This is a genomic window from Halorubrum sp. C191 (genome assembly GCF_002727095.1).
GTDB classification, from domain to species: domain Archaea; phylum Halobacteriota; class Halobacteria; order Halobacteriales; family Haloferacaceae; genus Halorubrum; species Halorubrum ezzemoulense.
The window spans coordinates 119,891-142,570 of record NZ_NHNZ01000051.1 but is presented as its reverse complement, the minus strand read 5'-3'; the positions used below and the strand labels follow the sequence as shown (position 1 = coordinate 142,570).

Below are 22,680 nucleotides of genomic sequence, written 5' to 3'. Positions count from 1 at the left end.
CGGGGACCAAGGCACGCGACGCCGTCGCACGCGGAGCCAAGGCTGAAGACTCCTCGCCACGCCGAGCCGACATGGAACTCGTCGAAGCCGACGAGGGTGACCTCGGCGCGCTCGCCGACAGGTGGTACGACCTCGCGACGGCGATGGAGGCGTACTCGTCGCTGAACGAGATACGCCACGAGGACGCCGGGGCGGTCGCGGACGACGGCTTCCGCGCGCACCTCGACGACCCGTCGGTGACCGACTACCTCGTCGCCGTCGACGGCGAGACGGTCGGGTTCACCACCCTCGAAACGGGCACCCGGCCCGCCCGAGAGCGGGGCCGGTACCTCGATATCGTGAACCTCGAAATCGACGCGGAACACCGGAACGAGGGGTACGGCACCGCGGTCGTCGAGCGGGTCGAGGAGTTGGCCCGCGAGGCGGACCGCGACTACCTCACCGTCTCCTGCGAGTGGGGCAACGACGGCGCGCGGCGCTTCTACCGGGACGCGGGCTTCGAGCCCAAGCAGGTGACGTACGCGCGGTCGGTGGAGTGAAGCGAGGGGGCGATGCGCCCATCGACGCCCGCCGCGGTCCCGATTAGGGTCCGGCGGTCGAGACGATCTTCACCACGTCGCCTTCGGTCAGCTCGTGGTCCTCGCCGATCCGGCGCGAAGCGCGCGCGTCGACCGCGTGGAGGTACCCTTCGCCGATGTCCGAGTGGACCGCGTACGCGAGGTCCCGCGGGGTCGACCCCGCGGGCAGGAGGAACGCGTCCGGGAGGACGTTGCCCGTGCCGTCCGTCCACTTGCCGGCGTCCTGGACTGGGTAGGCCGTGATCCGGTCGAGCAGGTCGTAGACGGCCGCGTTCAGCGCCGACTGAACGCCCGTTCCGTCGTGGGCCGTCATCGACTCGCGGAGGGCGTCGAGGCCGGCGCGCTGGTCGTCGGAGACGTCGCCGACGATCTCGAACGACCCGTCGCCCGGGTCGTAGTCGACGACGCCGGCGTCGGCGGCGCGGCGCAGTGCCAGTTCTCCGTCGGTGGTCGCCGGGACCACGGGCTTGTCCGTCCCCTCGCGGATCCGCTCGACCGCGTCGTCGGGGGCCGCGTCGACCTTGTTCGCGACGACGACGATGGGCTTGGTGCGCCGGCGGACCGCCCGCGCGAGCGCCTCGCGGTCGTCGTCGGTCCACGCCTTCGGATCGTCGGGGTACTCCAAGCCGCGCAGCACCGCGGTCACGTCCCGCTCGGTCGCGCCGAAGCCGGTGAGCATGTCCGAGAGCGCGGCTTCGAGGTCGAAGTCCGGCGAGCGCGACTTCCGCTCGACGCTCTCCCAGTTGCGGTCGACGATGCCGGCGAGCCACAGGTCCATCTCCTCCTCGACGAAGTCCACGTCGTCGAGGGGGTCGTGGCTCCCGACCTCGACCGGTTCGCCTTCGGCGTTCGTGGCCCCCGAGGCGTCGACAACGTTCAGGACGACGTCCGCGTTCGTCAGTTCGTCGAGGAACTGGTTGCCGAGGCCCTTCCCCTCGTGCGCGCCGGGGACCAGTCCCGCCACGTCGAGCAGTTCGATCGGGACGTAGCGCTTCCCGTCGCGACAGTTCTCGTTCTCGCAGCGCTCGTCGCGGTCGAGACACGGGCAGCGCGTCCGGACGTGGGTCACCCCGCGGTTGGCGTCGATGGTCGTGAACGGATAGTTCGCGACGTCGACGTCGGCCATCGTGGCGGCGGTGTAGAAGGTGGACTTGCCGGCGTTCGGCTTGCCCGCGAGCGCGACCGTGAGCATACCCGACGGTCGCGGCCCCGCGAAAAGCGCCTTTCGGTCGGGCGCGGAGACGTATCGAATATGAGCCGGTCCGATGGTGCGGTGGCGCGCGCCTCCGAGCGCCAATGGGGCGCGAGGAGCGCGTGCGAGGTCGCCGGCGCTACGCGCCGGCTGCCAGAGGGACCGACGGTCCCTCGCTGGTGTCGGGCGGCCGGAGCGAAGCGGCGGCCGGCCGACGCGGCTGGGGCTTTGGCGGCAGTCCCCGTCGACTCGCTGGCCGCGTCTCACGAAGGGTGGAATTTCAAGCGGCTTTACTGCCGCCGTCAGGTCGAAAATCTACTTCCGCGCGACTATCCGCAGCACGTCCTCGTCCGCCAGCTCGTGGCTCTTCCCGACCTGCTGGTCGTCGTGCTTGGCGCTCTCGCCCGAGACGCGCGCGAACTTGAACCGCTCGTCGAGTTCGCCGCCCAGCTTCGTACAGGCGTCGCCGACGGTGTCGCCCTCGAAGAGGATGAGCGGCTCCTCGTAGTCCACGCCGCGCCCCGGCTTGTCCATATAAATCCGAATAACCCCGAGTTCCTCCCAGAGCCGCTCTTTGAGCCCGTCGAGGCCGAGCTCCTTCTCGGCCGAGATGAAGAGCACGTCGTCGGGGTCGAGGTCGCGGTCGCGGAGTTCCTCCTTCACGGTCGGCAGGTAGCTCTTTTCGATGAGGTCCGCCTTGTTGACGGTGACCATCGAGGGGAGGTACTCGCGGTTGTCCATCACGGCGTCGACGAGCTCGTCGATCGTGAGGTCGTGGGGGATGGTGACCTTCGCGTTGACGTAGCCGTACTCGCGGAGGACCTGCTTGATCGTCTCCTCGTCGAGGCTCACGTCGTCGCTCATCGTCACGCCGAGCCCGTCCTTGTGGGTCTTCCGGATGTTGATGTTCGGCGGGTCGGTGTCGAGGCGGATGTTCGTCGCGTACAGCTCCTCGCGCAGGCGGTCGTACTGCTCGATCTCGAAGACCGAGAGCATGAACACGACCAGGTCCGCGGTCCGGACGACCGAGAGGACCTCCTTCCCGCCGCCGCGGCCGCCCGCCGCGCCCTCGATCAGCCCCGGCACGTCGAGGATCTGGATGTTCGCGCCGCGGTACTGCAGCATGCCCGGATTGACGTCGAGGGTCGTGAACTCGTAGGAGCCGACCTCGCTGTCGGCGTTGGTGAGGGCGTTGATGAGGGTCGACTTGCCGACGCTCGGGAACCCGACCAAGGCCACCGTGGCGTCACCGTGCTTCTCGACCGCGTAGCCGTGGCCGCCGCCGGCGGAGGACTGGTTCTCCAGCTTCTCCTTTTTCTCCGCGAGCTTCGCCTTCAGGCGCCCGATGTGGGCCTCCGTGGCCTTGTTGTAGGGCGTGTTGGCGATCTCCTCGCGGAGGTCTTCGATTTCCTCCTCCAGTCCCATTACCCGTCTCTCGGCCGCTCGGCTCGTTAAAGGTGTTCCTTCGGATCGCCGGGCCGTCGTCGGGTCGCCGCCGCGAATCGAATCCCCCGACAGCGGTCCGCGAACGGGGGCGTCGCCGCCGAACGAGTGGTTGGCGCGCCGATACTTCGACACGGTTATATCGACGACGAATAATCACTCGGCACGCCGAATGCCAGATCCGTCGAGCCTCCGCGACAGTACGCAGATCGTCCTCCCGCGCCACGCGCTCGACGGCCACCGGGAGTGCCTCGAAGACCGGTTCACGGTCACCGTCGTCGAGACGGCGGAACGGTACCGGATCATCGGCAGCCCGGTCGAAATCAAGGCCGCGAGCGACTACCTCACGCGCAACGGCGTCGCCGTCGCGTGACGCGCTCCCGACGACGCCCCTCTCCCCTCCTTCTGCCCCGTCCGGAGCGTTGAAGTCGCCGCTCTCCGAGACCCCGGACGATGGTCACCCGTCGGACGGTCCTCGCCTCCGGCGTCGCCGGAATCAGCGCGGTCGCCGGCTGTGCGGGGGGCTCCTCGCCCGCGAACGCTGACGACCGCGGCGGAGCCGACGCGGGCGGCACCGACGGCGACGCCGGAAACGGAACCGCCGCCCGAATCGGCCTCGTCGGCGACCTGATGCTCGGACGGAGCGTCGCCAACCGCTGGGCGGATGCCGACGATCCGACGGCGGTTTGGGGGTCGACGCTCCCGCGACTCCGCGACCTCGACGCGTTCGTCGGCAACTTGGAGTGTTGCGTCTCCGACCGCGGCGGCCGCTGGCCGGACAAGACGTACTACTTCCGGTCGCCGCCGTCGTTCGCGGTGCCCGCGCTGGAGGCGGCGGGGGTGTCGTTCGTCTCGCTCGCCAACAACCACGTCCTCGACTACCGGGAGCCGGCCCTCCGCGACACTCGGCGGCACCTCGCCGACGCCGGAATCGCCCGTGCGGGCGCCGGCGAAAACGCCGCCGGGGCGCTCGCCCCAGCGACGTTCGAGGCGGGCGACCTCACCGTGGCCGCGTTCGGCCTCACCGACCAGTCCGCGGCGTTCGCGGCGACCGACGCCGACCCGGGTACGGCGTTCGCGCGGCTCGACCCCGGCGTGCGCGAGACGCGCGCCCTCGTCGGCGACGCACTCGACCGCGTCGCCGAGGCGGACCCGGACCTCGTCGTCGCCTCGCTCCACTGGGGCGCGAACTGGGAGACCGAACCGCGCGCGGTCCACGAGCGGTTCGGGCGCTGGCTCGTCGAACTCGGCGTCGACGTCGTCCACGGCCACAGCGCGCACGTCCTCCAGGGCGTCGAGGTACACGATGGGTCTCCGATCGTCTACGACGCCGGCGACTTCGTCGACGACTACGTCAGCTACCGCGACCGGGAGGGGGTGTACAACAAGCGGAGCGCGCTCTTCGAACTCGTCGTCCGCGACGGGGACCTCGTCGCCCTCGACGTCGTCCCGACCAAAATCGCCGACGAGGTCGCGGCGCTGGCGGACGACGAGGTCGCCGAGTGGGTCCGAGAGACGGTCGCCGAGCGCTCCGCGGCGTTCGGGACCGCGGTCGAGGGGCTCGGCGGCGAACTGCCCGACGGCCGCCTGCGGATCCCGCTGGGCGACGGGTAGCCGGCCCCTCTCCGGACCGCTGGACCGCTACACCCCCGGACCACTACATCACCGGACCGCCAATCGCCGCGCCTCCGACGGCTTCCGGATCCCCACGACGGCTGCTGGGGTCCAAACCCTATTCGGTCCGATACCCCAATGGGAGCCGTGACGAACACCAACCGCGAGTGGCTTCTCGCCGAGCGGCCGACCGGCGAGCCCGATCAGGACAGCTTCGAACTGCGCGAGACGGACGTTCCCTCGCCCGCACCGGGCGAACTGCTCGTCCGCGTCCGGTACCTCTCGGTCGACCCGTACATGCGCGGCCGGATGCGCGACGCCGAGTCGTATGCCGAGCCGTGGGACGTGGGCGACGCGCTCAGAGGCGGCGTCGTCGGCGAGGTGGTCGAGAGCGAGAGCGACGCGTACGAGGCGGGCGACCTCGTGACGGGCGAGGGGCGCTGGGCCGACTACGCGACGCTCGACGCCGACGACGTTGCCCCGGTCGACCCGGCGATCGCCGACCCCGAGGCGTACCTCGGCGTCCTCGGCATGCCCGGGCGGACCGCCTACTTCGGCCTCCTCGAAGTCGGCGAGCCGAAGCCCGGCGACACGGTCGTCGTCTCCGGCGCGGCGGGCGCGGTCGGCTCGGTCGTCGGACAGATCGCGAAGCGCAACGGCTGCCGCGTGGTCGGGTTCGCCGGCAGCAACGAGAAGACCGCGTGGCTCACCGACGACTTGGGCTTCGACGCCGCGATCAACTATAAGACGACGGACGACTACCGCGCCGCGCTCGACGAGGCTGCGCCCGACGGGGTCGACGTCTACTTCGACAACGTCGGCGGACCGATCACCGACGCGGTGTTCACGAGACTGAACATCGACGCGCGGGTCGCGGTCTGCGGGCAGATCGCCCATTACAACGACGAGTCGGTCCCGACCGGACCACGGAAGCTCCCGCAGCTGATCCCGGTGCGAGCGAAGGTCGAGGGCCTGCTCGTCGGCGACTTCGCGACGCGGTTCGGCGAGGCGAGCGAGCGACTCGCCCGCTGGGTCGCGAGCGGCGACCTCGAACACCGCGAGAGCGTCGTGGACGGGCTGGGGAACGCCCCGGACGCGTTCCTCGGACTGTTCTCCGGCGACAACATCGGCAAGCAGGTCGTGCGGGTGTCGTCGCCGGACGACGAGTAGCGACCGCACCGAGGCCGTCAGAGCCGGTCGAGGGCCTCGTCCAGGTCGAACTGCTCCGTCGATTCGCTGAACTCCTTCTGTTCTCCGTCGCTCTCCGACGCCGGCGTCACGAGGCGCACGAGGTCGTGGTCTATCGAGTCCGCGGTCACGGTCGCGTCGAAGCGCTCGCGCTCGGTCGCCGGTCCCGAGAACGGTTCGACGCGCTCGACGCCGTCGACCGAACACGCCACGGCGCGACACACCGCCTCGCGGAGGCGGTCGGTCGTCCCCCACCCCGACGGCGGCACGCGCGGCAGCGCTCGGTCCCGGAACCGCCACGTCTCGATCGCCAACTCCGCGTCGTGAGGGGCCATTACCGCTGGTACGCGTACCGCGGACAAGTGGGTTTTGCCGGGTCGGACCGACGGTGTCGACGCGTGACCCGTCTCCCAAACCGCGACGGGGCCGCGGCCGTCCGGATCCGTGGACTCACTCCTCGAACGCCGTCGGGTCGAAGGGGTCGGACGCCTTCCAGTACCCCGAGAAAGCCTGGTCCGCCCACTCGCGCACCGCCGGATCGTCGGTGTGGAGGGACGCCCGGAGGATGCCCCCGTCGTCGCGGACGAGCAGGTACACGGTGTCATCGGCGACGGTGACCGCGACGGGGACCTCCTCGCGACGGACGCGGATCTCCGCGTCGTCGCTCTCCGCCAGCGTTCGAAGCCGCCTCCAGAGGACGTCGTCTGCCGCGAGCGCCTCGATGGCGCCGGCCGAGAGCACCGCCTCGAACGTCTGCTCGCCCGCGGCCACCCGGTCCCGGGCCGTCGCGAGGCTCTGTTCGTTGAGCGTGTGTGAGAACGCGCGCAGCGTCGTCGCCCCCGCCATCGCGTCGAGGACGCGCTGGAGCGGCGCGCTCGGTCGCGTCCGCGTCGGAACGGTCACGGTCGCGTCGGCGAGACGGCGGAGGTCGAACCCAAGTTCGGCCGTCGGCAGGTACGCCACCACGTCCCGCAGTTTGGCCTCCGTCTCGAGGAGGGCGACGAGCTCTTCGACGCCCTCGGCCACCAACTCCCCGGTCGCGGTGGCGACGTACTCTTCACCGTCGCGGCTGACCCACGACCGGTCGGCGAAGTCCTCGAGGATCCGACCGAGGGTCGCTTGCGACGCCCCCGTGGCGGTCGCGAGGTCCGCCCGCGTCTGCGGCGCCGACGCCAACAGCTGTAACACCTCGACGCGGTTCGTCGAGCGGGCGAGGAACTCGATCTCCTCGAGCGGGGCCTCCATACGCGATCAAGCGTCCACCGGAATAAACCGGCTTCGCTCACCGTTGAGGTTTCACGCCGTGAGCGATCGGCACGACGTGTTGCGCGTTTCCCGTCGTGGAATATTTTCCGGATTTCGTTATAGGTCTCCGACTGTTACATCTGTTTGTGCCGAGAAGCTCGTTCCAATCCGATCGTTCGTTCGACAATTTAACGCGGGTGTCGCAGTAACGTGTTCACCAGACGCACCGGCGCCCTGCTCTTCGTCTCGGCCCTCCTCTTCGGTGGCACCTTCGTCGCGGCGAAGGCCAGGTTGGCACACCTCCCGCCGCTGTTCTTCGTCGCCGTCCGGTTCGACATCGGCGCAGTCGTCCTCGCGGCGTTCGCAGCGACGCGACTCTCGCGGGCGGAACTGCGCCCCCGAACCGTCGGCGACGTCGCCGGTATCGTCGCGACGGGCGTGCTTGTCATCGGGCTGACGAACGCCCTGCTGTTCGTCGGACAACAGTACGTGACGAGCGGCGTGGCCGCCGTCGTCTTCAGCCTGAATCCGATCCTGACGCCGGTGTTCGCCGCGGTCCTGCTCGGCGAGGACGGCCTCTCAGTCCGCGGGTTCGTCGGGATGGGCCTCGGACTGTTCGGCGTCGCCCTCGTCGCCGATCCCGACCCTTCGGCGCTGCTCGCCGGCGGCCTCGGCGTCCCGCTGCTCTTCGCGGCCGCCGTGACGAGCGCGCTCGGCGCCGTGCTGATCCGCCGGGCCGACGCGACGCTGTCAAGCACTGCCCGCACCGTCTGGGGAGTCCCTCTGGCGGCCGCCCTCTCGCACGCGCTAAGCATCGGCGCCGGGGAGTCCGTCTCCGGGCTGTCGGTGCCGCCCGTCGCGATCGCGGCGCTGCTGTACGTCGGCGTCTTCTCCGGGGCGATCGCGTACCTCGCGTACTTCGCGCTGATCGACGAGACCGACGCGACGCGCGCGAACCTCCTGTTCTACTTCGTCCCCGTCGTCTCCGCGGTGGGTGGCTGGGCGCTGCTCGGCGAGACGCTCTCGGTGCGGTCGCTCGTCGGATTCGGCGTCATCTTCACCGGCTTCCTCCTCGTTAGCGGGCTCTCCGCGGGCCCGTCGCGGCTCCTCCGTCAGCTGATCCCGGCGCGATTCGTCGACGACGGCCCGCTGTGAGCGGCGGCGGACCGTTGTAAACGGCGATAGCGGTTCACCGGAAACGACGGTACAGCTATCTCCTCGCGGAACGTATCAGTAGTGTGAATAAATTGCGACCGGTCGCCGTCGCCGTCGTCGGGACCGTCGTCGCGGTCGCCGCCGCGTACGCGGTCTTCGTCGGGGTGCTGGTCGGGTCCGACGTGGCGTCGTACACCTCGGACGGCGTGACCGTCCCCGACCTCGCTTACGAGGATACGCTGGAGCGAGCCGACGCGGCCGGCTACGCGGTCGAACGCGTCGGATCGAGCGGGTTCCACCCGACCGGGATCGATGACCTCGACGCCGACCTCGGCCCGGAGTACGAGGCGTTCAGAGTCACGTACGACCACGCGTCGGCGGCCCAACTGTGGGCGACGTTCCACGCCGAGGAGGGGATCACCGTCGTGACGCTGTTCCCGGACGACGCCGACGGCGACCTCACCGTCGACGACCTGCCGCCCGAGGAGTGGCTCGTCGACCGGCTCGCGCTGCTGTTCGAGATGGACGAGGCGACCGCCGCGGCGTACGTCGAGGAGATCGAAACGGCGGTCAGCACGGGCGACCCGACCGAGCCCGGCGCGAGCACGCCGAGCGTCGAGGTCGACGAGCCGGTCGCCTTCCGGGCCGCCTACGACGACCTGACGGCGCGCGCGACGACCGTCAATGCGACCTCCACGCCCGGGTCGGGCTGGCACGAGCGCGTCTATCACGCTGGCGACGAGCGGCTCGGCAGCGCCGAGTTCGTCCTCTCCCGCGCGACCGTGACGCGCGAGGTCGACGGCTACACCTACCGCGTTCACGTCGACTACCACGGCGGCGTGGCGGTCGACGCGCAGACGCGCGCAACCCGGACGTTCGAGGAAGACGCCGTCCGCGCCGCCTTCCGAGAAATGTTCGTTGAGATGGGGGTCCCGCCCGAGACGGCCGACCACCTCCAGTTCTTGTATCGGGGAAGCGTGTGGTGAGCGCCGCCGCTTCGCTCGGTATCAAGTAAAACTACGTCGGACTGCTCTCCTCGCGGAGTGCTCGGAGACGAATGCGCGGGACCGGATTCGAACCTCAGTCACTCCGCTTCTCTTCGTTCCCTGCTTCGAATTTTCGGAGCGATACGTCTCCTCGCGAAGTGCTCGGAGACGAATGCGCGGGACCGGATTCGAACCGGCGGACCCCTACGGGATAGCGTCCTAAGCGCTACGCCTTTGGCCTGGCTCGGCAACCCGCGCGCGGTAACTCGTAGACCGGCTACGTCAAAAATACCTGTCGTTACGGGTTCGAGAGATGCGACCGCCGCGGGAAGACGGCGACCGGTCAGAACGACGGCTCGTCCCGCGGGTGTCGCAGGTCGATCTCGTTCGCGTGAACCGTCCCCGGCGTCGTCGCAATATCGTGGATTCGCTCGGCGATCTGGTCGGGGTCCATCCAACGGTCGTGGTCCGGATACCGATCGCGGAGCGACGGCTTGTCGATCCAGCCGTCGACGATCAGGTGAACCGCCTGTACGTCGGCCTCTCCGAGCCGCGGGTCGGCGGCGAGAGAGCGAACGAGCCCGCGGGTCCCGTGGCGCGCCGCCGCGTAGGCGACGTCCTCGGACGGGCGCCGAGACTGGCCGGAGCTGGTCACGACGACGGTTCCACCGCCTTCGTCGACCATGTCGTCGACCGCCTCGCGAAGGCACCGGAACGCGCCGCGCAGACGCGTGTCGATCACGTCGCGGAACCCGGCCGGATCCACGTCTACGATCCCGCCGCCGGCGGACGGGGACCCGCTGGTGAACACCAAGCGGTCGACCGGCGAGAAGGCGTCTCGAACGGTTTCGAATGCCGATGCGACCGCCGTCGGGTCGGCGATGTCCGTCTCGACCGGGAGGGTACTGCCGGGCGTCTCCGCCTGAATCTCGTCGGCGGTCGACGAGAGGTAGTCGCTCGACCTAGCGAACAGCGCGACATCGTCGCCGTCGGCGGCGAACCGGCGGGCCACGGAGGATCCCAGCCCCGGACCGACTCCCGCGACGACGGTCGTGCGTGTCATACACACGCTTCGTCCGGGAGCCGCTAATGGTTTGTCTCGCGCACCGCGGGCAGCGTCCCGCGTCCGCGGGACGCCGCGGGGGCCAGCTATCGCGTCGACGCGGCTACCGACGCGACGCGGCCAAGCGACGGCGGGGCGGACCGCGGCCTCACTCGCAGAACTCGCAGTCGCAGTACGCCTCGCAGACGGGGTTGTCGCAGTCGGCGTTGCGGGCCGAGCAGTGTGCCCGGCCGTGCCGGATCAGGAGGACGTGGAGCGGGTAGATCAGCTCGTCGGGAACGCGTTCGTCCAACACGTCGTGGGCGCGCTCGTTCGACGCCGACTCCGGGACGAGCCCGAACCGCTTCGAGACGCGCTCGACGTGGGTGTCGACCGCCATCGTCGGCTTCCCGAAGTGGAAGTTCAACACGACGCTGGCGGTCTTCGGCCCGACGCCCTTGATCTCGGTGAGCCACGCCTTCGCCTCCTCGGTCGGCAGCGCGTCGAGGAACGCCAGCGAGTACGCCCCGCCTGTCTCCTCGCGGATCGCGGTCAGCGCGCGCTGGATGCGCGCGGCCTTCTGGTCCGGGAGGCCCGCGACGCGGATCGTTTCCCGCAGCTCCTCGTGGTCGGCGGCCTCGATCGCCGCGAAGTCGTCGTACCGGTCGAACAGCGCCTCCGACGCGCGCCGCGTGTTCTCGTCGGCGACGTTCTGCGAGAGGATCGTCGTCACCAGCTGGCGGACGCCCTCGCCCGGCTCGGCGGTGGGGTCCGCGCCGTGTTCGGCGACTCGGTCGACCGGCTCGTACAGCGCCACGAGGTCGTCGTGGAGCGCTCGGACCCGCATCTCGTCCCACGTCTGCGTCGACATACGCGCGCTACGTGTGCGGGCAACTTCAGGGCGGCGGCCGCGCTCGGGAGTGGCCGCCCCCGGTCCGGGGCACGCGATCGCCGTCGGCTCCGCGGAGCGGCGCCAGCACCGGTGCGGCGACCGCGGCCGTTTATGTTCCTCGCTCGACTACCCCGGGGCGTGTACCGGGCGAGCGACCGAATCGACAACGAAGCGTGGATCGAACTGGTCGAGAAGGCGTGCGACTCGCTCGATTTGGACGCGGAGACGCGCTCGACCGCGGTCGACCTCTTCCTCTCGCGAGCGCCCGACGACGACCGGGGGAAGCGCGTCGCGGCCGCCGCCAGCCTCTACGCCGCCAGTCTGATCCGCGGCGAGGAGCGCTCGCAGTCCGCCGTCGCCGACGCGATGGACGTCTCGCGGCTCTCGGTTCAAAAGCGGTGGAAGCCGATCCTCGAAGACGCCGGCTTCTCGCCGCCGTCGTGGTGACCCCTCAAAAAGCACTCCTGACGTCGCTGTCGTGGAATGTCTGCGGACTGATCGCCAGCGACAGATTTATTTTCTAACGTAAAGTCTCCTTTACTGTAAAGCGAGCTTTACACCGACGCCCGCTCGCTTTACCTCCACCCATGAGCGAACACACGACCTCCGCGACGACCCGGCCCTCCTCACGGAAACGCTACAAACGCGTCGCGTACGGTCTGCTCGGCGCCGGTATCCTCGCCCTGTGGATCGGTATTGCGGTCGACCGCTTCGTCCTCGGCGTGGCCCTGTATTGGGCCGGCGGCCTCGGCATGGGGCTCGTCCAGCGGTTCAGCCCCGTCGGACTGTACGACGAGCGCGACGGCACCATCAGCCGCAAGGCCAGCCAGACAACGATGAACGTCTTCGCATACGTCTTCGTCCTCGGGACGCCCGGCGGACTCGCATTACAGGAGAGCGGCCTCGTCACGCTCCCGGGCGAGTTCTACGGCGCGACCTGGACCCTCTTCGGGGTCTTCGTCGTGTTCGGCGCGTCCCACCTCTACTACAAGCGGCGCACATGAGAAACGACATCCCTGACAAACGCACCGAGACCGACGAGAGCCAGGCCGACCTCGCCGCCGCCGTCGGGGTCACCCGCCAGACGATCAACGCGATCGAACGCGAGCGCTACGACCCGTCGCTGGAGCTGGCGTTCGCGCTCGCGGATCACTTCGACTGCCGGATCGAGGACGTCTTCGAGCCGGACGACTGATCACTTCGGCGTCGCCACGACGCCGAGGTGGTCCTCGTGGAACCGGTCGAGCCGCCGCGTCTCGACGATCTCGTACGCCTCCCGGAGCCGGTCGAGCGCCCCCTCGAACACCGCCTCCGGCGCCGCAGTCACGTCCTCGCTGCGCGCCTTGATCGCGAGCAGCAGCCGCCCCTCGTCGGCGAGGAACCGAGCGTTGCGGGCGGCCACCTCGGCCTGCCCGCGCGTGGCCACGTCCTGAACGACGGCGTCGACGTCGCGCTCGACGACGTGCGCGTACGTCTCCGGCTTCCGCGCGTCCTTGAGCAGCGGGAACAGTCGGTCGCGCGGCGCGGCGGCGTCGAGCAGGTCCCGCGCCGGGCGCGGCGCGAACTCGACCGCGTAGGTGGGGCCCGCGAAGTCGGCGACGTGGCTCACCGTGGTGCCGCTCGCGGCGCCGAGGTAGAGGACGGTCTCGCCGCCAGTCAGGCCGGTCTCCAGCCCGAGTTCGAGCATCCCCCCGAGCTTCGACCGTTCTGGGTCCCACGCGCGCCAGCCGTCGGCGGTCGGCTCGCCGTACACCGGCTCGCCGCGGGTCGCCAACCGCTCCTCGCCGGCTATCTCACGCCGTTCGACGCCGTCGGGGAGGGTCGGCTCACTCATCCTCGGCCTCCGCGGCATCCGGCTCGTCGGTGTCCGCCCGCGCTCGGATCGTCGCCATCCGCTCGCGGAGGTCGGCGTGGAGCTGCGACCGCCGCTCTCCGGCGTAGTGGTCGGCGCGCGCCGCGAGCGTCAGCTTCCCGGCGAGTGCCCGCGCGGCCGAGCCGCGGTCAGCCGGTCGGGTGCCGCGGACGTACTCGTGCGTGTAGATGATCCCGTGCTTCGGGGACGGCGCCCGCCCCGAGAGGTGCGCGAACAGCGCGTCCTCGGCGCCGAGGACCTGGACCGTGCCGGACGGCTTCTTCGCGAGCGACTCTAACCCCCCGGCGAGCGCGATCAGCCGCGCGGCCAGCTCCGGGCCGGCCATCTCGGAGAGGTTTGGGGCGACGGCGGGCGCAGTCCGACCGATCGTCTCCGCGAGCTCGGCCCGCTCGTCGTCGAGTTCGGCGGCGCGCGCCGCGAGCGAGACGGCCCGCCGCTCGACTTCGCTCTCGGGTTCGCGCGCTGCGACCGCTCGCGCTCCCTCGATCCCCGGCTCGACCTCGTCGAAGAGGCTCCCCGCCCACTCGACGGCGCGCTCGGCGAGCTCGTTCGCGGTGCGCTCGACGTCGTCCATGGCCCGGACCGCGTGGATCAGCTGCGCGTCGTCGGCGCGCTCCCGCTCGCGGACCGCCTCGCGGGTCGCGCGCGTCGCCGCGGCCTTGAGCCGGTCGTAGTACTCGTCGGCGCCGGCCGCGAACCCGGACTCGACGGCGCGTACGGGCCAGTCGGCGGGCGACGCGGCCGTCCCCTCGCGCACCCGCGCCGCGGCTCTCGCCGCGGCGTCGCTCTCGGTATCGGTATCTTCGGTCGCGCCCGACGGTAGCGCTTCGAACCAGCCCTCCGCGCCGTCGGACGCCGCGCTCGCGTCCGGTCCGGCGTCGGTATCGCTCATTGCCGGCGGCTACTCGCCCCGACGGTATAGACGTTCCCGATGCGACCCGCGGCCGCTCGCCCTACGGACCGCGCCACAGGGCCTCGCTCACGCCGCCGCGTCGGCCTCGTCGTCCTCGTCGGGGCGGAGCGCGCCGAAGACACCCTCCGAGTCTGACCGGAAGTCGGCGAGCGTCGCGCCCGCGAGCGCGCCGAGCGCGCCGCCGCTGGACGCCGCCTGTCTACTGATCAGTCCGCCGACCGCGGCGCCGACGGCCGCGCCGACCGCGGCGAGCGTCGCCCGTGAGAGTGCGCGTCGAATCCGTGATCCCATGCGCGGAACGTCTACATCAACTTACAAAAGCCTACGGACGAGTCTCCCGCGCCCCCGGCGAGTCCGAGAGAAGACTCCGTTCGGACCCGGCTCGACCTCTGATCGACCGGTTCGAAACAGCAAAATCGCGGGTTAGCGAGGGGTTAACGGCGTAACACTTATTAACTGCCGATATATGTCATCGGAACATGACGTCAGAGCGTGACAACAGGTCTCACAGCACAAGCAACGGATCGACCTCGACCGGCCGGCGCGTGAGTCGGCGGGCCTACATCGCCGGCGCGGGCGCCGCCGGCGTGGCGGCCCTCGCCGGATGTAGCGGCGGCGACGGCGGCGACGGCGGGAGCATGGGCGGCGGCGGCACGACCACGATCAACATCATCACGTGGGAGGAGTACGCCGAGATGCAGGAGAACATCGAGTCCACGCTCGACGGGGTGGAGCTGAACATCACGCCCTCGACGTCGTCGACGGAGATGTTCTCGCAGTGGAGCGCGGGCCAGGACGAGCAGTTCGACATCGCCGTTCCGAACAACAACCTCGTCCCGCGGTTCATGGACGCCGACCTCGTCGCGCCGGTGAACAACGACGTGGTGAACAACTTCGGCTCGATGTACGACCGGTTCCAGTCGTTTGTCGACGACCAGTTCACGGAGAGCGGGAACGCGTATGGCGTGCCGATCCGCTTCGGCTGGTACGGCTACTCCTACGACTCCCGGAGCGTGCCGGACCACGAGCCGAGCTACGACATCTTGTTCGAGCCGGATTACGTCGACGCCGACCTCGACGGCGAGATCATCATGTACGACGAGGCGGCGAAGTCGATCCCGGCCGCGGCGCTGTACCTCGGCATGGACGACGCCATGTCCGGGGCGCGGATGACGTTTACCGAAGAGCAGCTCACGGAGATCCAGGAACTGCTCATCGAGCAGAAGCCGCGGCTCCAGGGGTACATCGCCCCCGACCCGACGTTCATCCAGGAGTTCCGCCAGGGCAACTTCCTCGTCGGGCACAGCGGGCGGAACGAGACCGTCCAGATGCGCAGCGAGGGCGACGACTGGGTCGAGTTCGTCGCCCCGAGAGAGGGCGCGCTGGCGTGGTACGAGACCGCGGTCGTCTCCGCCGCCTCCGACAACCAGGAGACCGCCTGGGAGGTCATCAACGAGTTCATCACGCCCCAGAACGGCGCGGCGCTCGCGGAGGCCGGCTTCTCGCCCAGCACGAACCCCAACGTGGCCGACGAGCTGACCGAGGAGCAGAACGAGCTGTACGGGCGGATCGACCCCTCGCGCCTCGAGGGGATGTACTCGCTCAAGGACATCGACTCGGACGTCGAGGAGGCGTACGTCTCCGCGTGGGAAGAGGTCAAGGCGGCATAGATGGCCGCAGACGAGCCGGACGAGAGCGCGCGGGCGAGGGCGGTGAGGCTGCTGAGCGGACCACGCAGTCGGCTCGGCGTCACGGTCGGTCCCAGCGCAGCGTGGATACTCACCCTGCTCGTCGCGCCGCTGGCGTTCATGGTCGCCGTGAGCTTCTTCGAGGTCAGCTCGTTGACGTACCAGATCGTCTACGAGCCGACGCTGAACAACTACCGCTCCCTGTTCGACGGCGGCGGCGCGATCTGGAACACCCCGTTCGTCACGGCGCTGTGGCTCTCGTACGTCATCGCCACCGTGACGACGCTTTTGTGTCTCACGCTCGCGTTCCCGCTGGCGTACCTGCTGGCACGGAGCGGCGGGCGGCTGTTCAAAGTCGTCATCTTCTTCGTCCTCCTGCCGTTCTTCACGATGTACCTCGTCCGGGCGTACTCGTGGGTCCTGATGTTCGGTCCGGGCGGCGTGATCAACAGCACGCTCATGAGCTGGGGGCTGATCGACGCCCCGCTCGGGATATTCAACTACGGTGTCCCGGCGATCATCGTCGGGCTCACCCACGCGTACTTCCCGTACATGCTTCTGACGCTGTACGCGAGCCTCGACGGCCTCGACTTCTCGATCATCGAGGCCGCCCGCGACCTTGGCGCGTCGCGGGTCGAGGTGCTCCGCGACCACGTGATCCCGCTCACGCTTCCGGGGATCATCGGCGGGAGCCTCTTCGTCTTCGTCCCGAGCGTCGGCGCGTTCATTACGCCGACGTTCCTCGGGCAGGGCAAGGTCCAGATGATCGGCATGCTCATCGAGAGCCGGGTTGCCGGGACCTACTCGATCGGGTACGCAAGCGCGGCGTCGATGTTCGTGCTCGTCTCGATCGTGGGCGCGATGATCCTCGCGTTCCGGTACGTGAGCATCGAGGAACTGGGGGGTGCCTGAGATGGCGACCGAGATGTCCGAGTCGACAGAGACGGCGGGGGCGACCGAGCGGCTTGTCGGGCACCAGACGGTCGAACGGCTCCTCGGCACCTCGCTGTACGTCGTCTCCGGCCTGTTGCTCCTCTTTTTGTGGGTGCCGCTCGCGATCATCATCTTCCTCGCGTTCGCGGAGAACGCCGTGACGATCTTCCCGTTCGAGGGCCTGACGCTCGACAACTTTCGGCTGGCGCTCCGTAGCGACTCAATGCGCGCCTCGCTCGCGGGCAGTTTCACCATCGCGACGGTGGCGGCATCGGTCGCGACGGTGCTCGGCGTGCTGGCCAGCTTCGCGCTGACCCGCTACCGGTTCCGCCTCCGAGAGGTGTACCGGACCTTCGGGATCATCCCGATGGTGATCCCCGGCATCATCCTCGGCGTGGCCCTCCGGATCTACTTCCAGAACCTCCTCGGTATCCTACCGGGGTTCGCCACGGTGGTGCTGGCCCACTCGCTGTACGGCCTCCCGTTCGTGCTCCTCATCGTCTCCGCCCGGCTGTACACCTTCGACGAGTCGCTAGAGGAGGCGGCCCGAGACCTCGGCGCGGACCCGCTGACCGTGTTCCGGGACGTGACGCTCCCGGTGATTGCCCCGGCCGTCGGAGCGGGGTTCCTGTTCGCGTGGATCCGGTCGTTCGAGGACTACATCCGCGCGCTGTTCCTCACCGGGCCCAACACGGACGTGCTGACGATCTGGATGTTCAGCCGGATCCGACAGCTCGACGCGCCGGAGCTCAACGCCGTCTCCGCGCTCATCGTCTTCGGGATCGCGATCGCGCTGGCGGTCGCGATGAACGTCGGCAACGTGACCGGTTACGTCGCCGGCACGGTCACGGAAGAGGAGGGGTGAGGCCCCGGGCGAGCGGACCCGGTTTCTCCCCCGCCTCGTCGACCTGCGTTCACACTGAAGCGGGGAATCGACGGTGTGAGTGGCCAGATCAAAACACCGTTGGCGCGCCGTCGACCACGTCGAGCCCGACGTCGGCGCCGGTGTCGACCGCCGACTCGCGGCCCTGGATCACCACCTGAAGCTCGCCCACGTCCCCGTGGGGGTCGACGAGGTAGTTCGTCTGGTCGCCCTGGAAGTACCGCTCGACGACGGTGCCGTGTAGGGCGCCGTCCCCGTTCGCGATGGTGAAGTCCTCCGGGCGGATCGAGACGGTGACCTCACCGGTCCGGTTCGGGGCCGGCACGCCGAACCCGCCCTCGCCGCCGATCTCCGCGACGGTCGTTCCGTCCCGCTCCGCGGTCCGCGCGTCGATGAGGTTCGTGTCGCCGATGAAGTCCGCGACGAACTCCGAGGCGGGCTCGCGGTAGATCTCCTCCGGCGGACCGATCTGCTCGATGTGGCCGTCGTTCATCACAGCGATCCGGTCGCTGAGCGTCATCGCGACCTCCTGGTCGTGGGTCACGTAGAAGAAGCCGCCCTGCGTCTGCTTGTGGATCCGGCGGAGTTCGACCTGCATCTGCTTCCGGAGCTTCCGGTCGAGGCTGGAGAGCGGCTCGTCGAGCAGCAGCACCGCTGGCTCGTTGACCAGCGCCCGGGCGAGCGCGACGCGCTGCTGTTGGCCGCCCGAGAGCTCTGTCGGGTTGCGGTCCTCGAACCCGTCGAGGTCGACGAGCCCGAGGTACTCAGAGACGCGCTCCGACCGCTCGCCGGCGTCGACGCCCGCCTTTGCGAGCCCGTAGCCCACGTTCTCTCCCACGCTCATGTGCGGGAAAAGCGAGAGCTGTTGGAACACGAGGTTCGTGTCGCGCGCCTCCGGGGGAACCGATCCCATCGACCGACCGTCGATCCGGACCTCGCCCTCGGTCGGGTGCTCGAAGCCGCAGATCATCCGGAGCGTCGTCGTCTTCCCGCAGCCCGACGGGCCGACGAGCGTGAAGAACTCGCCCTTTCGAACGGAGAAGTCGATGCCGCCGACCGCGGTGAGGTCGCCGAACCGCTTCGTCACCTCGTCGAGCTCGACCAATGTGTTCCCCGTTGTCATGTGCCACTCGTCCCGACAGCAGCTATATCAATCTATCGCCGGACGGGACCGCGAACGCCCTCGGAGCGGGGAACCCGAAGACATCCGGGTCGGCACCTCACTGAAGCCGCTTCGTCGTCTCCACGAGGGGGTGGCGCGCGTAGTCGACGATCTCGATGTCGTCGACGACGCGGAGGCCCTCCTTCTCGGCGGTCTTCGCCATCCCCAGGTCGACCGGCGTTCGCGGCACGATCACGTACGCGTCCATCGACTCGATGCCCGCTTCACGGGCGGCCATGGCCCGGTGATGCCCGTCGGCGAGGTAGAGCGTCCCGTCGTTGTCGATGACGACGAGCGGCTCCGCGAGCCCGTGTTCGAGTTCGTACTGCCGGCCCTCCAGCTCGTCGGCGTACACGCGGGCCTGCGTCGGCGTCAGGTCCGCGATCGCCACCTCGCGGCGCTCCTCGTCGAGGTCGACGCCGTGGATCTGCGAGAGGGTGCGCATCAGCTTCCCGACCTTGCCGGGCGTCGCGCGCTCGATCTGCGAGCGGACCACGTCCGTGTTCGAGATGATCCCGACGAGGTTGTCCGCGTCGTCGACGACCGGGAGCCGCTGGATCCCCGAGCGCAAGATCACGCGGGCGGCGTCGGTCACCTTCATATCGGGGTGCGCGACGATCAGGTCCTCCGTCATCACCGTGAACACGGGTGCGTCGTCCTCGGCGAGCAGCAGGTCCCCCGCCGCGACGAACCCCTCGACGGTGCGGCCCTGCGTGACGGGGAACCCGTTGTGCCCGTCGCTGTCGGCCATGCGGCGCGCGACGGTTGCCACCGTCTCGTCCGGGCTGACCGTCTCCACCTCCCGGGTCATGTACTCGCCGACCGTCGGTTTCCCGCTCATCGTCCGCCGTACACGCTCGCGGAATAAAAGAGGGCGGGGGTGACGGCGTCCCGAGCGGCTATCACTCTTCGCCCGACCGGCACTCGCTGTTCGGCCGTCCCTCCCCGCCCGATCGTCTCTCTGCCCGCCCGGCACTACCAGCCCGACCGTCACTCGCCGTCCGGCCGCCACGTCACCGTCTCGTCGGGGTTCCCGGCCGGGCGCTCGACTCGGGTCCCGAGCCGCCCGTCCTCGTCGACGGTGATCGTGACGCGGCGCACGTTGCGCTCGTACAGCCGATACCGACCCCTCTCGGTGTCGACCGCGACGTGTTCCGTCACCAGGTCCATGTCCTCGAGCGTGTCCAAGCGCCGGTACACCGTCGACATCGGGATGTCGCACTCCTCGACGAGCTCGGCGACCGAGGTTGGTTCGTCGAGCTCCGACAGGATCGTCCGGTTCGTTTCCTCGCTCAGCGCGTCGAGGAGCCGCCGGACGGAGCCGGACTCGCCCCGCTTCGACCCGGCGTCACTCATCGCCACCGACCGGCGATGCGGGTTCGCTTCGCCGGTCTCCGCCCCGGCCTCCTGTGCGCTTCGCCCTCCGCTCGGCGTGAGAACCGCTCATTACCGACGTTTGCGCGCACAGCGGCTAATGTAACCGTTTGGCGCAGGACAACGACCGGTCTCGACGGCCGAGAGCGGCGGCTAGCCCCGATTCGAAGGCAGTACCCAGCCGCCGCCGAGACAACAGCGGGCCGTCGTCGTCGGGAGTAGCTAGCCGCCGTCGGGCTCGCCCACTTCGATCGGGACGCCGATCATGTTCCCCCACTCGGTCCAGGAGCCGTCGTAGTGCCGCACGTGTTCGTAGCCGAGCAACTCCTCGAGGACGAACCACGTCACCGACGACCGCTCCCCGATCCGGCAGTAGACGATGATGTCGTCCTCGGGGGTGATCCCCCGAGACTCGTACACGGCCGCCAGCTCCTCGGGCGACTTGAACAGGCCGTTGGGCCGGACGTTCTCCGCCCAGAACACGTTCGTCGCCCCGGGGATGTGGCCGCCCCGCATCGCGCCCTCGTTGCTGCCGGGGGGCTTCGTGATCTCCCCCCGGAACTCCTCGGGCAGGCGCACGTCGACGAACTTCGTGTCCGTGTCGAGCGCCGCCCGCACGTCCGTGCGCGCGGCCCGCACCGCCGGTCTGGCCGGCGCGTCGGGCGCGTCGCCGTACGCTACGGCTGGCGGGTCGACCGGGTCCGTCGTGGTCGGGTAGTCGTGTTCCGTCCAGTACTCTCGGCCGCCGTCCATGATCCGGACGTCCGGGTGGCCGTAGTAGGTGAGCTGCCAGTACAGGTGGGCCGCGAACCAGTTCCGGTTGTCGCCGTAGATGACGACGGTCGTCTCCTCGGTGATCCCGCTCGATTCGAGGAAGGCGGTCATCTCTTCCGGAGAGAGGATGTCGTGTACCTCCGTCGACCGGAGTTCGGTGCGCCAGTCGACGCCGACGGCGCCGGGCGCGTGCCCCTCCTCGTAGAACGAGGCGTTGACGTCGACCTCGAGCAGGCGCAGGTCGGGGTCGGCGGCGTCGAACCGGTCGAGGCGGGCGTCGACCCAGTCGGGGCTGACGAGCACGTCCGTCGGGTACCGCCCCGCTAGCGACGCGCTTGTGGGCTTCCGCTGATCGTCGTCGGGTGGGGTTTCTGCGGTCATGACTGTTGGTCGGCGAACCGTTTCGCCAGCTCCGCGGTCGCGCGTCGAAGCCGGTACGACACCGTCGAGCGCGGCTCGTCGAGCTCCGCCGCGAGCTCGTCGAGCGTCACGTCTCGCGGCGTCTCGAAGTACCCGCGTTCGACGGCGAGCAACAGGGTCTCGCGCTGCTCGGCCGGCACGTCGGGCCGGGAGAGCAGCTCGCTCTCCCAGTGGTCGACCTCGGTCAGGTGTTCGAAGGAGAACGACAGCCCGTCGCCGAGCTTCGCGGACAGCGTGTCGTACAACATTCCGATCTTCGAGTCGTCCTGGACCAGCACGCGCCAGCGGACCGTGTCGCCGGACAGCGTCTGCTCGAAGAGGACGCCCCCGTCGACGTACTTCGCCGTGATGAGCGGGACGGACTCGCAGTAGTCCACGTCAGAGACGTACGTGTACGCCACCCGCCGCCGCTGCTCTTCGGTCAACAGGCTCGTCGCGCGGGCCGAGCGACACGCCCGGCCGCTGATCGACTCGCGGTCGACCGACTCGTCTAAGAGCAGCTCGTCCACGGCGTCGAGGTCGGCCGCGTCGCCGGTCACCGACTCGAGCTTCCACAGCTCCGTGGGGTCCAGACACGAGTAGGTCGCCTCCGACTGGAGGGAGCCGCGGTCGATGAACAGGTCGACGTACTCGTCGGCGCCGGGCTCGTACGTTATCTCGAAGCTGAAGTCGTACATCTGGCGGTGACTGGTCCGGTCGTGCGGTCTCGGTTCGCGGCGGTGACGGTGACCTCGCCGGCGTCGGGCCGCGTCCCGGCGGGAAGTTGTCCCTCGACAACGCGTGTGATATGGGCCCGACGCACTTACGTTGTCTCGTATGGAGCTTTCACCCTCGGGTCGCGAGACGCCGACCGCGCTCCGGAGCCGTCTCCTCATCCCGGCCCTCCTCGCGCTCGCCGCCGGGATCGGGGGATTCGCTCTCGGACTGACCCACGACGACACCGTCACCGCGCTGGGCGCGCTGCTCTTCCTCCCCAGCGCCGCGCTGCTGTTCGGCATCGTCGCCAAGCGCCACGGCGTCGGTCCGTTCAGGCGGTCGAGCCGTCGGTCGGACTGACGCTCGGCGCGGCGCACTCCGGTCACGTCGCCTCTCGCATGCGGGCGGCGACGAGCCGGTCGACGTTGAACATGAACACGGCGACCGCGGCGAGGACCGTCGCGAAGTAGACGACGAGCTGCGGCGGGCCGGACGCGGCGCCGCCCGCGACCGCCCCGCCGAACCCGACGACGAGGAGCTCCGCCCACGTGATGAACACGCGCGAGAGCAGCAGCGTTCCGACCGACGACCGCCGGGTCGGCGCGTGCGCCTCCGAGCCGTCGCTCATC

Annotated in this window: 28 protein-coding genes and 1 tRNA gene; 13 read left to right on the top strand and 16 right to left on the bottom strand. The window is 69.5% G+C overall.

The window, feature by feature from the left end:
• Nucleotides 1-71 precede the first annotated feature (71 nt).
• On the top strand, nucleotides 72-539 hold the full coding sequence (locus Z052_RS04660) for a GNAT family N-acetyltransferase (RefSeq protein ID WP_089307856.1): 468 nt from the start codon (nucleotides 72-74) through the stop codon (nucleotides 537-539).
• Between the two features lie 43 nt (nucleotides 540-582).
• Here Z052_RS04660 and Z052_RS04655 read toward each other — a convergent pair whose 3' ends face one another.
• Both Z052_RS04655 and Z052_RS04650 read right to left on the bottom strand, forming a co-directional pair.
• Nucleotides 583-1,770, bottom strand: coding sequence for a redox-regulated ATPase YchF (locus Z052_RS04655; RefSeq protein WP_094520420.1), 1,188 nt, complete (start codon nucleotides 1,768-1,770; stop codon nucleotides 583-585).
• A 315-nt stretch (nucleotides 1,771-2,085) separates the two neighbouring features.
• On the bottom strand, nucleotides 2,086-3,195 hold the full coding sequence (locus Z052_RS04650; protein ID WP_049932822.1) for a GTP-binding protein: 1,110 nt from the start codon (nucleotides 3,193-3,195) through the stop codon (nucleotides 2,086-2,088).
• A 190-nt stretch (nucleotides 3,196-3,385) separates the two neighbouring features.
• On the opposite strand from Z052_RS04650, the gene Z052_RS04645 reads away from it, so the two are divergent.
• From Z052_RS04645 to Z052_RS04635, 3 genes are all read left to right on the top strand, one after another.
• Nucleotides 3,386-3,586 carry a hypothetical protein gene (locus Z052_RS04645; RefSeq protein WP_049932821.1) on the top strand — a complete coding sequence of 67 codons (201 nt, stop codon included), beginning with the start codon at nucleotides 3,386-3,388 and terminating at the stop codon, nucleotides 3,584-3,586.
• Nucleotides 3,587-3,666: 80 nt separating this feature from the next.
• Nucleotides 3,667-4,827 (top strand): CapA family protein, encoded by a 1,161-nt coding sequence (locus Z052_RS04640; protein WP_094520421.1) that lies wholly within the window; start codon nucleotides 3,667-3,669, stop codon nucleotides 4,825-4,827.
• Between the two features lie 147 nt (nucleotides 4,828-4,974).
• Entirely contained in the window at nucleotides 4,975-5,997 is a 1,023-nt protein-coding gene (locus Z052_RS04635) for an NADP-dependent oxidoreductase (protein WP_086219158.1), read from the top strand.
• Nucleotides 5,998-6,014: 17 nt separating this feature from the next.
• Here Z052_RS04635 and Z052_RS04630 read toward each other — a convergent pair whose 3' ends face one another.
• Both Z052_RS04630 and Z052_RS04625 read right to left on the bottom strand, forming a co-directional pair.
• Entirely contained in the window at nucleotides 6,015-6,350 is a 336-nt protein-coding gene (locus tag Z052_RS04630; protein WP_049932818.1) for a hypothetical protein, read from the bottom strand.
• Nucleotides 6,351-6,465: 115 nt separating this feature from the next.
• Complete coding sequence (locus Z052_RS04625) at nucleotides 6,466-7,260, bottom strand: winged helix-turn-helix domain-containing protein (RefSeq protein ID WP_086216633.1); 795 nt, start codon at nucleotides 7,258-7,260, stop codon at nucleotides 6,466-6,468.
• 210 nt (nucleotides 7,261-7,470) lie between these two features.
• Between Z052_RS04625 and Z052_RS04620 the strand changes: the two genes are divergently transcribed.
• Together Z052_RS04620 and Z052_RS04615 are read left to right on the top strand one after the other, a co-directional pair.
• Nucleotides 7,471-8,415 carry a DMT family transporter gene (locus tag Z052_RS04620; protein ID WP_099288859.1) on the top strand — a complete coding sequence of 315 codons (945 nt, stop codon included), beginning with the start codon at nucleotides 7,471-7,473 and terminating at the stop codon, nucleotides 8,413-8,415.
• 83 nt (nucleotides 8,416-8,498) lie between these two features.
• Nucleotides 8,499-9,401 carry a hypothetical protein gene (locus Z052_RS04615; protein ID WP_094520423.1) on the top strand — a complete coding sequence of 301 codons (903 nt, stop codon included), beginning with the start codon at nucleotides 8,499-8,501 and terminating at the stop codon, nucleotides 9,399-9,401.
• Nucleotides 9,402-9,574: 173 nt separating this feature from the next.
• Here the strand turns inward: Z052_RS04615 and Z052_RS04610 are convergent.
• The 3 genes from Z052_RS04610 to nth form a co-directional block, all read right to left on the bottom strand.
• A tRNA-Leu gene (locus Z052_RS04610) sits at nucleotides 9,575-9,659 on the bottom strand.
• Between the two features lie 85 nt (nucleotides 9,660-9,744).
• Nucleotides 9,745-10,464 (bottom strand): SDR family NAD(P)-dependent oxidoreductase, encoded by a 720-nt coding sequence (locus Z052_RS04605; RefSeq protein ID WP_099288858.1) that lies wholly within the window; start codon nucleotides 10,462-10,464, stop codon nucleotides 9,745-9,747.
• Between the two features lie 148 nt (nucleotides 10,465-10,612).
• Nucleotides 10,613-11,314, bottom strand: a complete 702-nt coding sequence (nth, locus tag Z052_RS04600) for an endonuclease III (RefSeq protein WP_049932813.1) — start codon at nucleotides 11,312-11,314, stop codon at nucleotides 10,613-10,615.
• Nucleotides 11,315-11,473: 159 nt separating this feature from the next.
• Here nth and Z052_RS04595 point away from each other — a divergent pair, with 159 nt between their 5' ends.
• From Z052_RS04595 to Z052_RS04585, 3 genes are all read left to right on the top strand, one after another.
• Nucleotides 11,474-11,782 (top strand): cyclin, encoded by a 309-nt coding sequence (locus Z052_RS04595; RefSeq protein WP_094520425.1) that lies wholly within the window; start codon nucleotides 11,474-11,476, stop codon nucleotides 11,780-11,782.
• A gap of 140 nt (nucleotides 11,783-11,922) precedes the next feature.
• Complete coding sequence (locus Z052_RS04590) at nucleotides 11,923-12,339, top strand: DUF2178 domain-containing protein (RefSeq protein WP_094519503.1); 417 nt, start codon at nucleotides 11,923-11,925, stop codon at nucleotides 12,337-12,339.
• Nucleotides 12,336-12,530 (top strand): helix-turn-helix transcriptional regulator, encoded by a 195-nt coding sequence (locus Z052_RS04585; protein ID WP_086217005.1) that lies wholly within the window; start codon nucleotides 12,336-12,338, stop codon nucleotides 12,528-12,530. Before Z052_RS04590 ends, Z052_RS04585 begins: the two co-directional genes overlap by 4 nt.
• Here the strand turns inward: Z052_RS04585 and Z052_RS04580 are convergent, their stop codons facing one another.
• From Z052_RS04580 to Z052_RS04570, 3 genes are all read right to left on the bottom strand, one after another.
• Complete coding sequence (locus Z052_RS04580) at nucleotides 12,531-13,169, bottom strand: fibrillarin-like rRNA/tRNA 2'-O-methyltransferase (protein ID WP_094495115.1); 639 nt, start codon at nucleotides 13,167-13,169, stop codon at nucleotides 12,531-12,533. It abuts the gene before it with no gap.
• The gene (locus Z052_RS04575; RefSeq protein WP_094519502.1) at nucleotides 13,162-14,100 is read right to left on the bottom strand and encodes an NOP5/NOP56 family protein; all 939 of its coding nucleotides are present in this window, start codon (nucleotides 14,098-14,100) and stop codon (nucleotides 13,162-13,164) included. Before Z052_RS04575 ends, Z052_RS04580 begins: the two co-directional genes overlap by 8 nt.
• A gap of 87 nt (nucleotides 14,101-14,187) precedes the next feature.
• Nucleotides 14,188-14,412, bottom strand: a complete 225-nt coding sequence (locus tag Z052_RS04570) for a glycine zipper domain-containing protein (protein ID WP_089307845.1) — start codon at nucleotides 14,410-14,412, stop codon at nucleotides 14,188-14,190.
• Between the two features lie 188 nt (nucleotides 14,413-14,600).
• Here Z052_RS04570 and Z052_RS04565 point away from each other — a divergent pair, with 188 nt between their 5' ends.
• Genes Z052_RS04565 through Z052_RS04555 form a run of 3 tightly spaced genes read left to right on the top strand, consistent with a single transcriptional unit; the run spans nucleotide 14,601 to nucleotide 17,607 of the window.
• A complete protein-coding gene (locus Z052_RS04565) occupies nucleotides 14,601-15,791 on the top strand; it encodes a PotD/PotF family extracellular solute-binding protein (RefSeq protein ID WP_094519501.1) in 1,191 nt (396 codons plus the stop codon).
• Nucleotides 15,792-16,721 carry an ABC transporter permease gene (locus Z052_RS04560; RefSeq protein ID WP_049932805.1) on the top strand — a complete coding sequence of 310 codons (930 nt, stop codon included), beginning with the start codon at nucleotides 15,792-15,794 and terminating at the stop codon, nucleotides 16,719-16,721.
• 1 nt (nucleotide 16,722) lies between these two features.
• Entirely contained in the window at nucleotides 16,723-17,607 is an 885-nt protein-coding gene (locus Z052_RS04555; protein WP_089307843.1) for an ABC transporter permease, read from the top strand.
• Nucleotides 17,608-17,695: 88 nt separating this feature from the next.
• Here the strand turns inward: Z052_RS04555 and Z052_RS04550 are convergent, their stop codons facing one another.
• The 5 genes from Z052_RS04550 to Z052_RS04530 all read right to left on the bottom strand — a co-directional run bounded on the left by Z052_RS04550 (nucleotide 17,696) and on the right by Z052_RS04530 (nucleotide 22,032).
• On the bottom strand, nucleotides 17,696-18,748 hold the full coding sequence (locus Z052_RS04550; RefSeq protein ID WP_089307842.1) for an ABC transporter ATP-binding protein: 1,053 nt from the start codon (nucleotides 18,746-18,748) through the stop codon (nucleotides 17,696-17,698).
• A 97-nt stretch (nucleotides 18,749-18,845) separates the two neighbouring features.
• Complete coding sequence (locus Z052_RS04545) at nucleotides 18,846-19,628, bottom strand: CBS domain-containing protein (protein WP_049932802.1); 783 nt, start codon at nucleotides 19,626-19,628, stop codon at nucleotides 18,846-18,848.
• Nucleotides 19,629-19,777: 149 nt separating this feature from the next.
• Nucleotides 19,778-20,143, bottom strand: coding sequence for a helix-turn-helix domain-containing protein (locus Z052_RS04540; RefSeq protein ID WP_094519500.1), 366 nt, complete (start codon nucleotides 20,141-20,143; stop codon nucleotides 19,778-19,780).
• A 240-nt stretch (nucleotides 20,144-20,383) separates the two neighbouring features.
• Nucleotides 20,384-21,316, bottom strand: a complete 933-nt coding sequence (locus tag Z052_RS04535) for a sulfurtransferase (protein WP_094495049.1) — start codon at nucleotides 21,314-21,316, stop codon at nucleotides 20,384-20,386.
• On the bottom strand, nucleotides 21,313-22,032 hold the full coding sequence (locus tag Z052_RS04530) for a helix-turn-helix domain-containing protein (RefSeq protein ID WP_049932800.1): 720 nt from the start codon (nucleotides 22,030-22,032) through the stop codon (nucleotides 21,313-21,315). The genes Z052_RS04535 and Z052_RS04530 overlap by 4 nt, the downstream gene beginning before the upstream one ends.
• A gap of 139 nt (nucleotides 22,033-22,171) precedes the next feature.
• Here Z052_RS04530 and Z052_RS04525 point away from each other — a divergent pair, with 139 nt between their 5' ends.
• The gene (locus Z052_RS04525; RefSeq protein ID WP_049932799.1) at nucleotides 22,172-22,411 is read left to right on the top strand and encodes a hypothetical protein; all 240 of its coding nucleotides are present in this window, start codon (nucleotides 22,172-22,174) and stop codon (nucleotides 22,409-22,411) included.
• Nucleotides 22,412-22,433: 22 nt separating this feature from the next.
• On the opposite strand, the gene Z052_RS04520 is transcribed toward Z052_RS04525, so the two are convergent.
• Nucleotides 22,434-22,679, bottom strand: coding sequence for a hypothetical protein (locus Z052_RS04520; RefSeq protein WP_086219167.1), 246 nt, complete (start codon nucleotides 22,677-22,679; stop codon nucleotides 22,434-22,436).
• Nucleotide 22,680: the final 1 nt, after the last annotated feature.

Bases quoted from the DNA above. Each gene is read 5' to 3' on its own strand.
- Z052_RS04660 (WP_089307856.1), top strand. From the start codon at position 72: ATGGAACTCGTCGAAGCCGACGAGGGTGACCTCGGCGCGCTCGCCGAC.
- Z052_RS04655 (WP_094520420.1), bottom strand. From the start codon at position 1,770: ATGCTCACGGTCGCGCTCGCGGGCAAGCCGAACGCCGGCAAGTCCACC.
- Z052_RS04650 (WP_049932822.1), bottom strand. From the start codon at position 3,195: ATGGGACTGGAGGAGGAAATCGAAGACCTCCGCGAGGAGATCGCCAAC.
- Z052_RS04645 (WP_049932821.1), top strand. From the start codon at position 3,386: ATGCCAGATCCGTCGAGCCTCCGCGACAGTACGCAGATCGTCCTCCCG.
- Z052_RS04640 (WP_094520421.1), top strand. From the start codon at position 3,667: ATGGTCACCCGTCGGACGGTCCTCGCCTCCGGCGTCGCCGGAATCAGC.
- Z052_RS04630 (WP_049932818.1), bottom strand. From the start codon at position 6,350: ATGGCCCCTCACGACGCGGAGTTGGCGATCGAGACGTGGCGGTTCCGG.
- Z052_RS04625 (WP_086216633.1), bottom strand. From the start codon at position 7,260: ATGGAGGCCCCGCTCGAGGAGATCGAGTTCCTCGCCCGCTCGACGAAC.
- Z052_RS04605 (WP_099288858.1), bottom strand. From the start codon at position 10,464: ATGACACGCACGACCGTCGTCGCGGGAGTCGGTCCGGGGCTGGGATCC.
- nth (WP_049932813.1), bottom strand. From the start codon at position 11,314: ATGTCGACGCAGACGTGGGACGAGATGCGGGTCCGAGCGCTCCACGAC.
- Z052_RS04590 (WP_094519503.1), top strand. From the start codon at position 11,923: ATGAGCGAACACACGACCTCCGCGACGACCCGGCCCTCCTCACGGAAA.
- Z052_RS04585 (WP_086217005.1), top strand. From the start codon at position 12,336: ATGAGAAACGACATCCCTGACAAACGCACCGAGACCGACGAGAGCCAG.
- Z052_RS04580 (WP_094495115.1), bottom strand. From the start codon at position 13,169: ATGAGTGAGCCGACCCTCCCCGACGGCGTCGAACGGCGTGAGATAGCC.
- Z052_RS04575 (WP_094519502.1), bottom strand. From the start codon at position 14,100: ATGAGCGATACCGACGCCGGACCGGACGCGAGCGCGGCGTCCGACGGC.
- Z052_RS04570 (WP_089307845.1), bottom strand. From the start codon at position 14,412: ATGGGATCACGGATTCGACGCGCACTCTCACGGGCGACGCTCGCCGCG.
- Z052_RS04565 (WP_094519501.1), top strand. From the start codon at position 14,601: ATGACGTCAGAGCGTGACAACAGGTCTCACAGCACAAGCAACGGATCG.
- Z052_RS04560 (WP_049932805.1), top strand. From the start codon at position 15,792: ATGGCCGCAGACGAGCCGGACGAGAGCGCGCGGGCGAGGGCGGTGAGG.
- Z052_RS04555 (WP_089307843.1), top strand. From the start codon at position 16,723: ATGGCGACCGAGATGTCCGAGTCGACAGAGACGGCGGGGGCGACCGAG.
- Z052_RS04550 (WP_089307842.1), bottom strand. From the start codon at position 18,748: ATGACAACGGGGAACACATTGGTCGAGCTCGACGAGGTGACGAAGCGG.
- Z052_RS04545 (WP_049932802.1), bottom strand. From the start codon at position 19,628: ATGAGCGGGAAACCGACGGTCGGCGAGTACATGACCCGGGAGGTGGAG.
- Z052_RS04540 (WP_094519500.1), bottom strand. From the start codon at position 20,143: ATGAGTGACGCCGGGTCGAAGCGGGGCGAGTCCGGCTCCGTCCGGCGG.
- Z052_RS04535 (WP_094495049.1), bottom strand. From the start codon at position 21,316: ATGACCGCAGAAACCCCACCCGACGACGATCAGCGGAAGCCCACAAGC.
- Z052_RS04530 (WP_049932800.1), bottom strand. From the start codon at position 22,032: ATGTACGACTTCAGCTTCGAGATAACGTACGAGCCCGGCGCCGACGAG.
- Z052_RS04525 (WP_049932799.1), top strand. From the start codon at position 22,172: ATGGAGCTTTCACCCTCGGGTCGCGAGACGCCGACCGCGCTCCGGAGC.
- Z052_RS04520 (WP_086219167.1), bottom strand. From the start codon at position 22,679: ATGAGCGACGGCTCGGAGGCGCACGCGCCGACCCGGCGGTCGTCGGTC.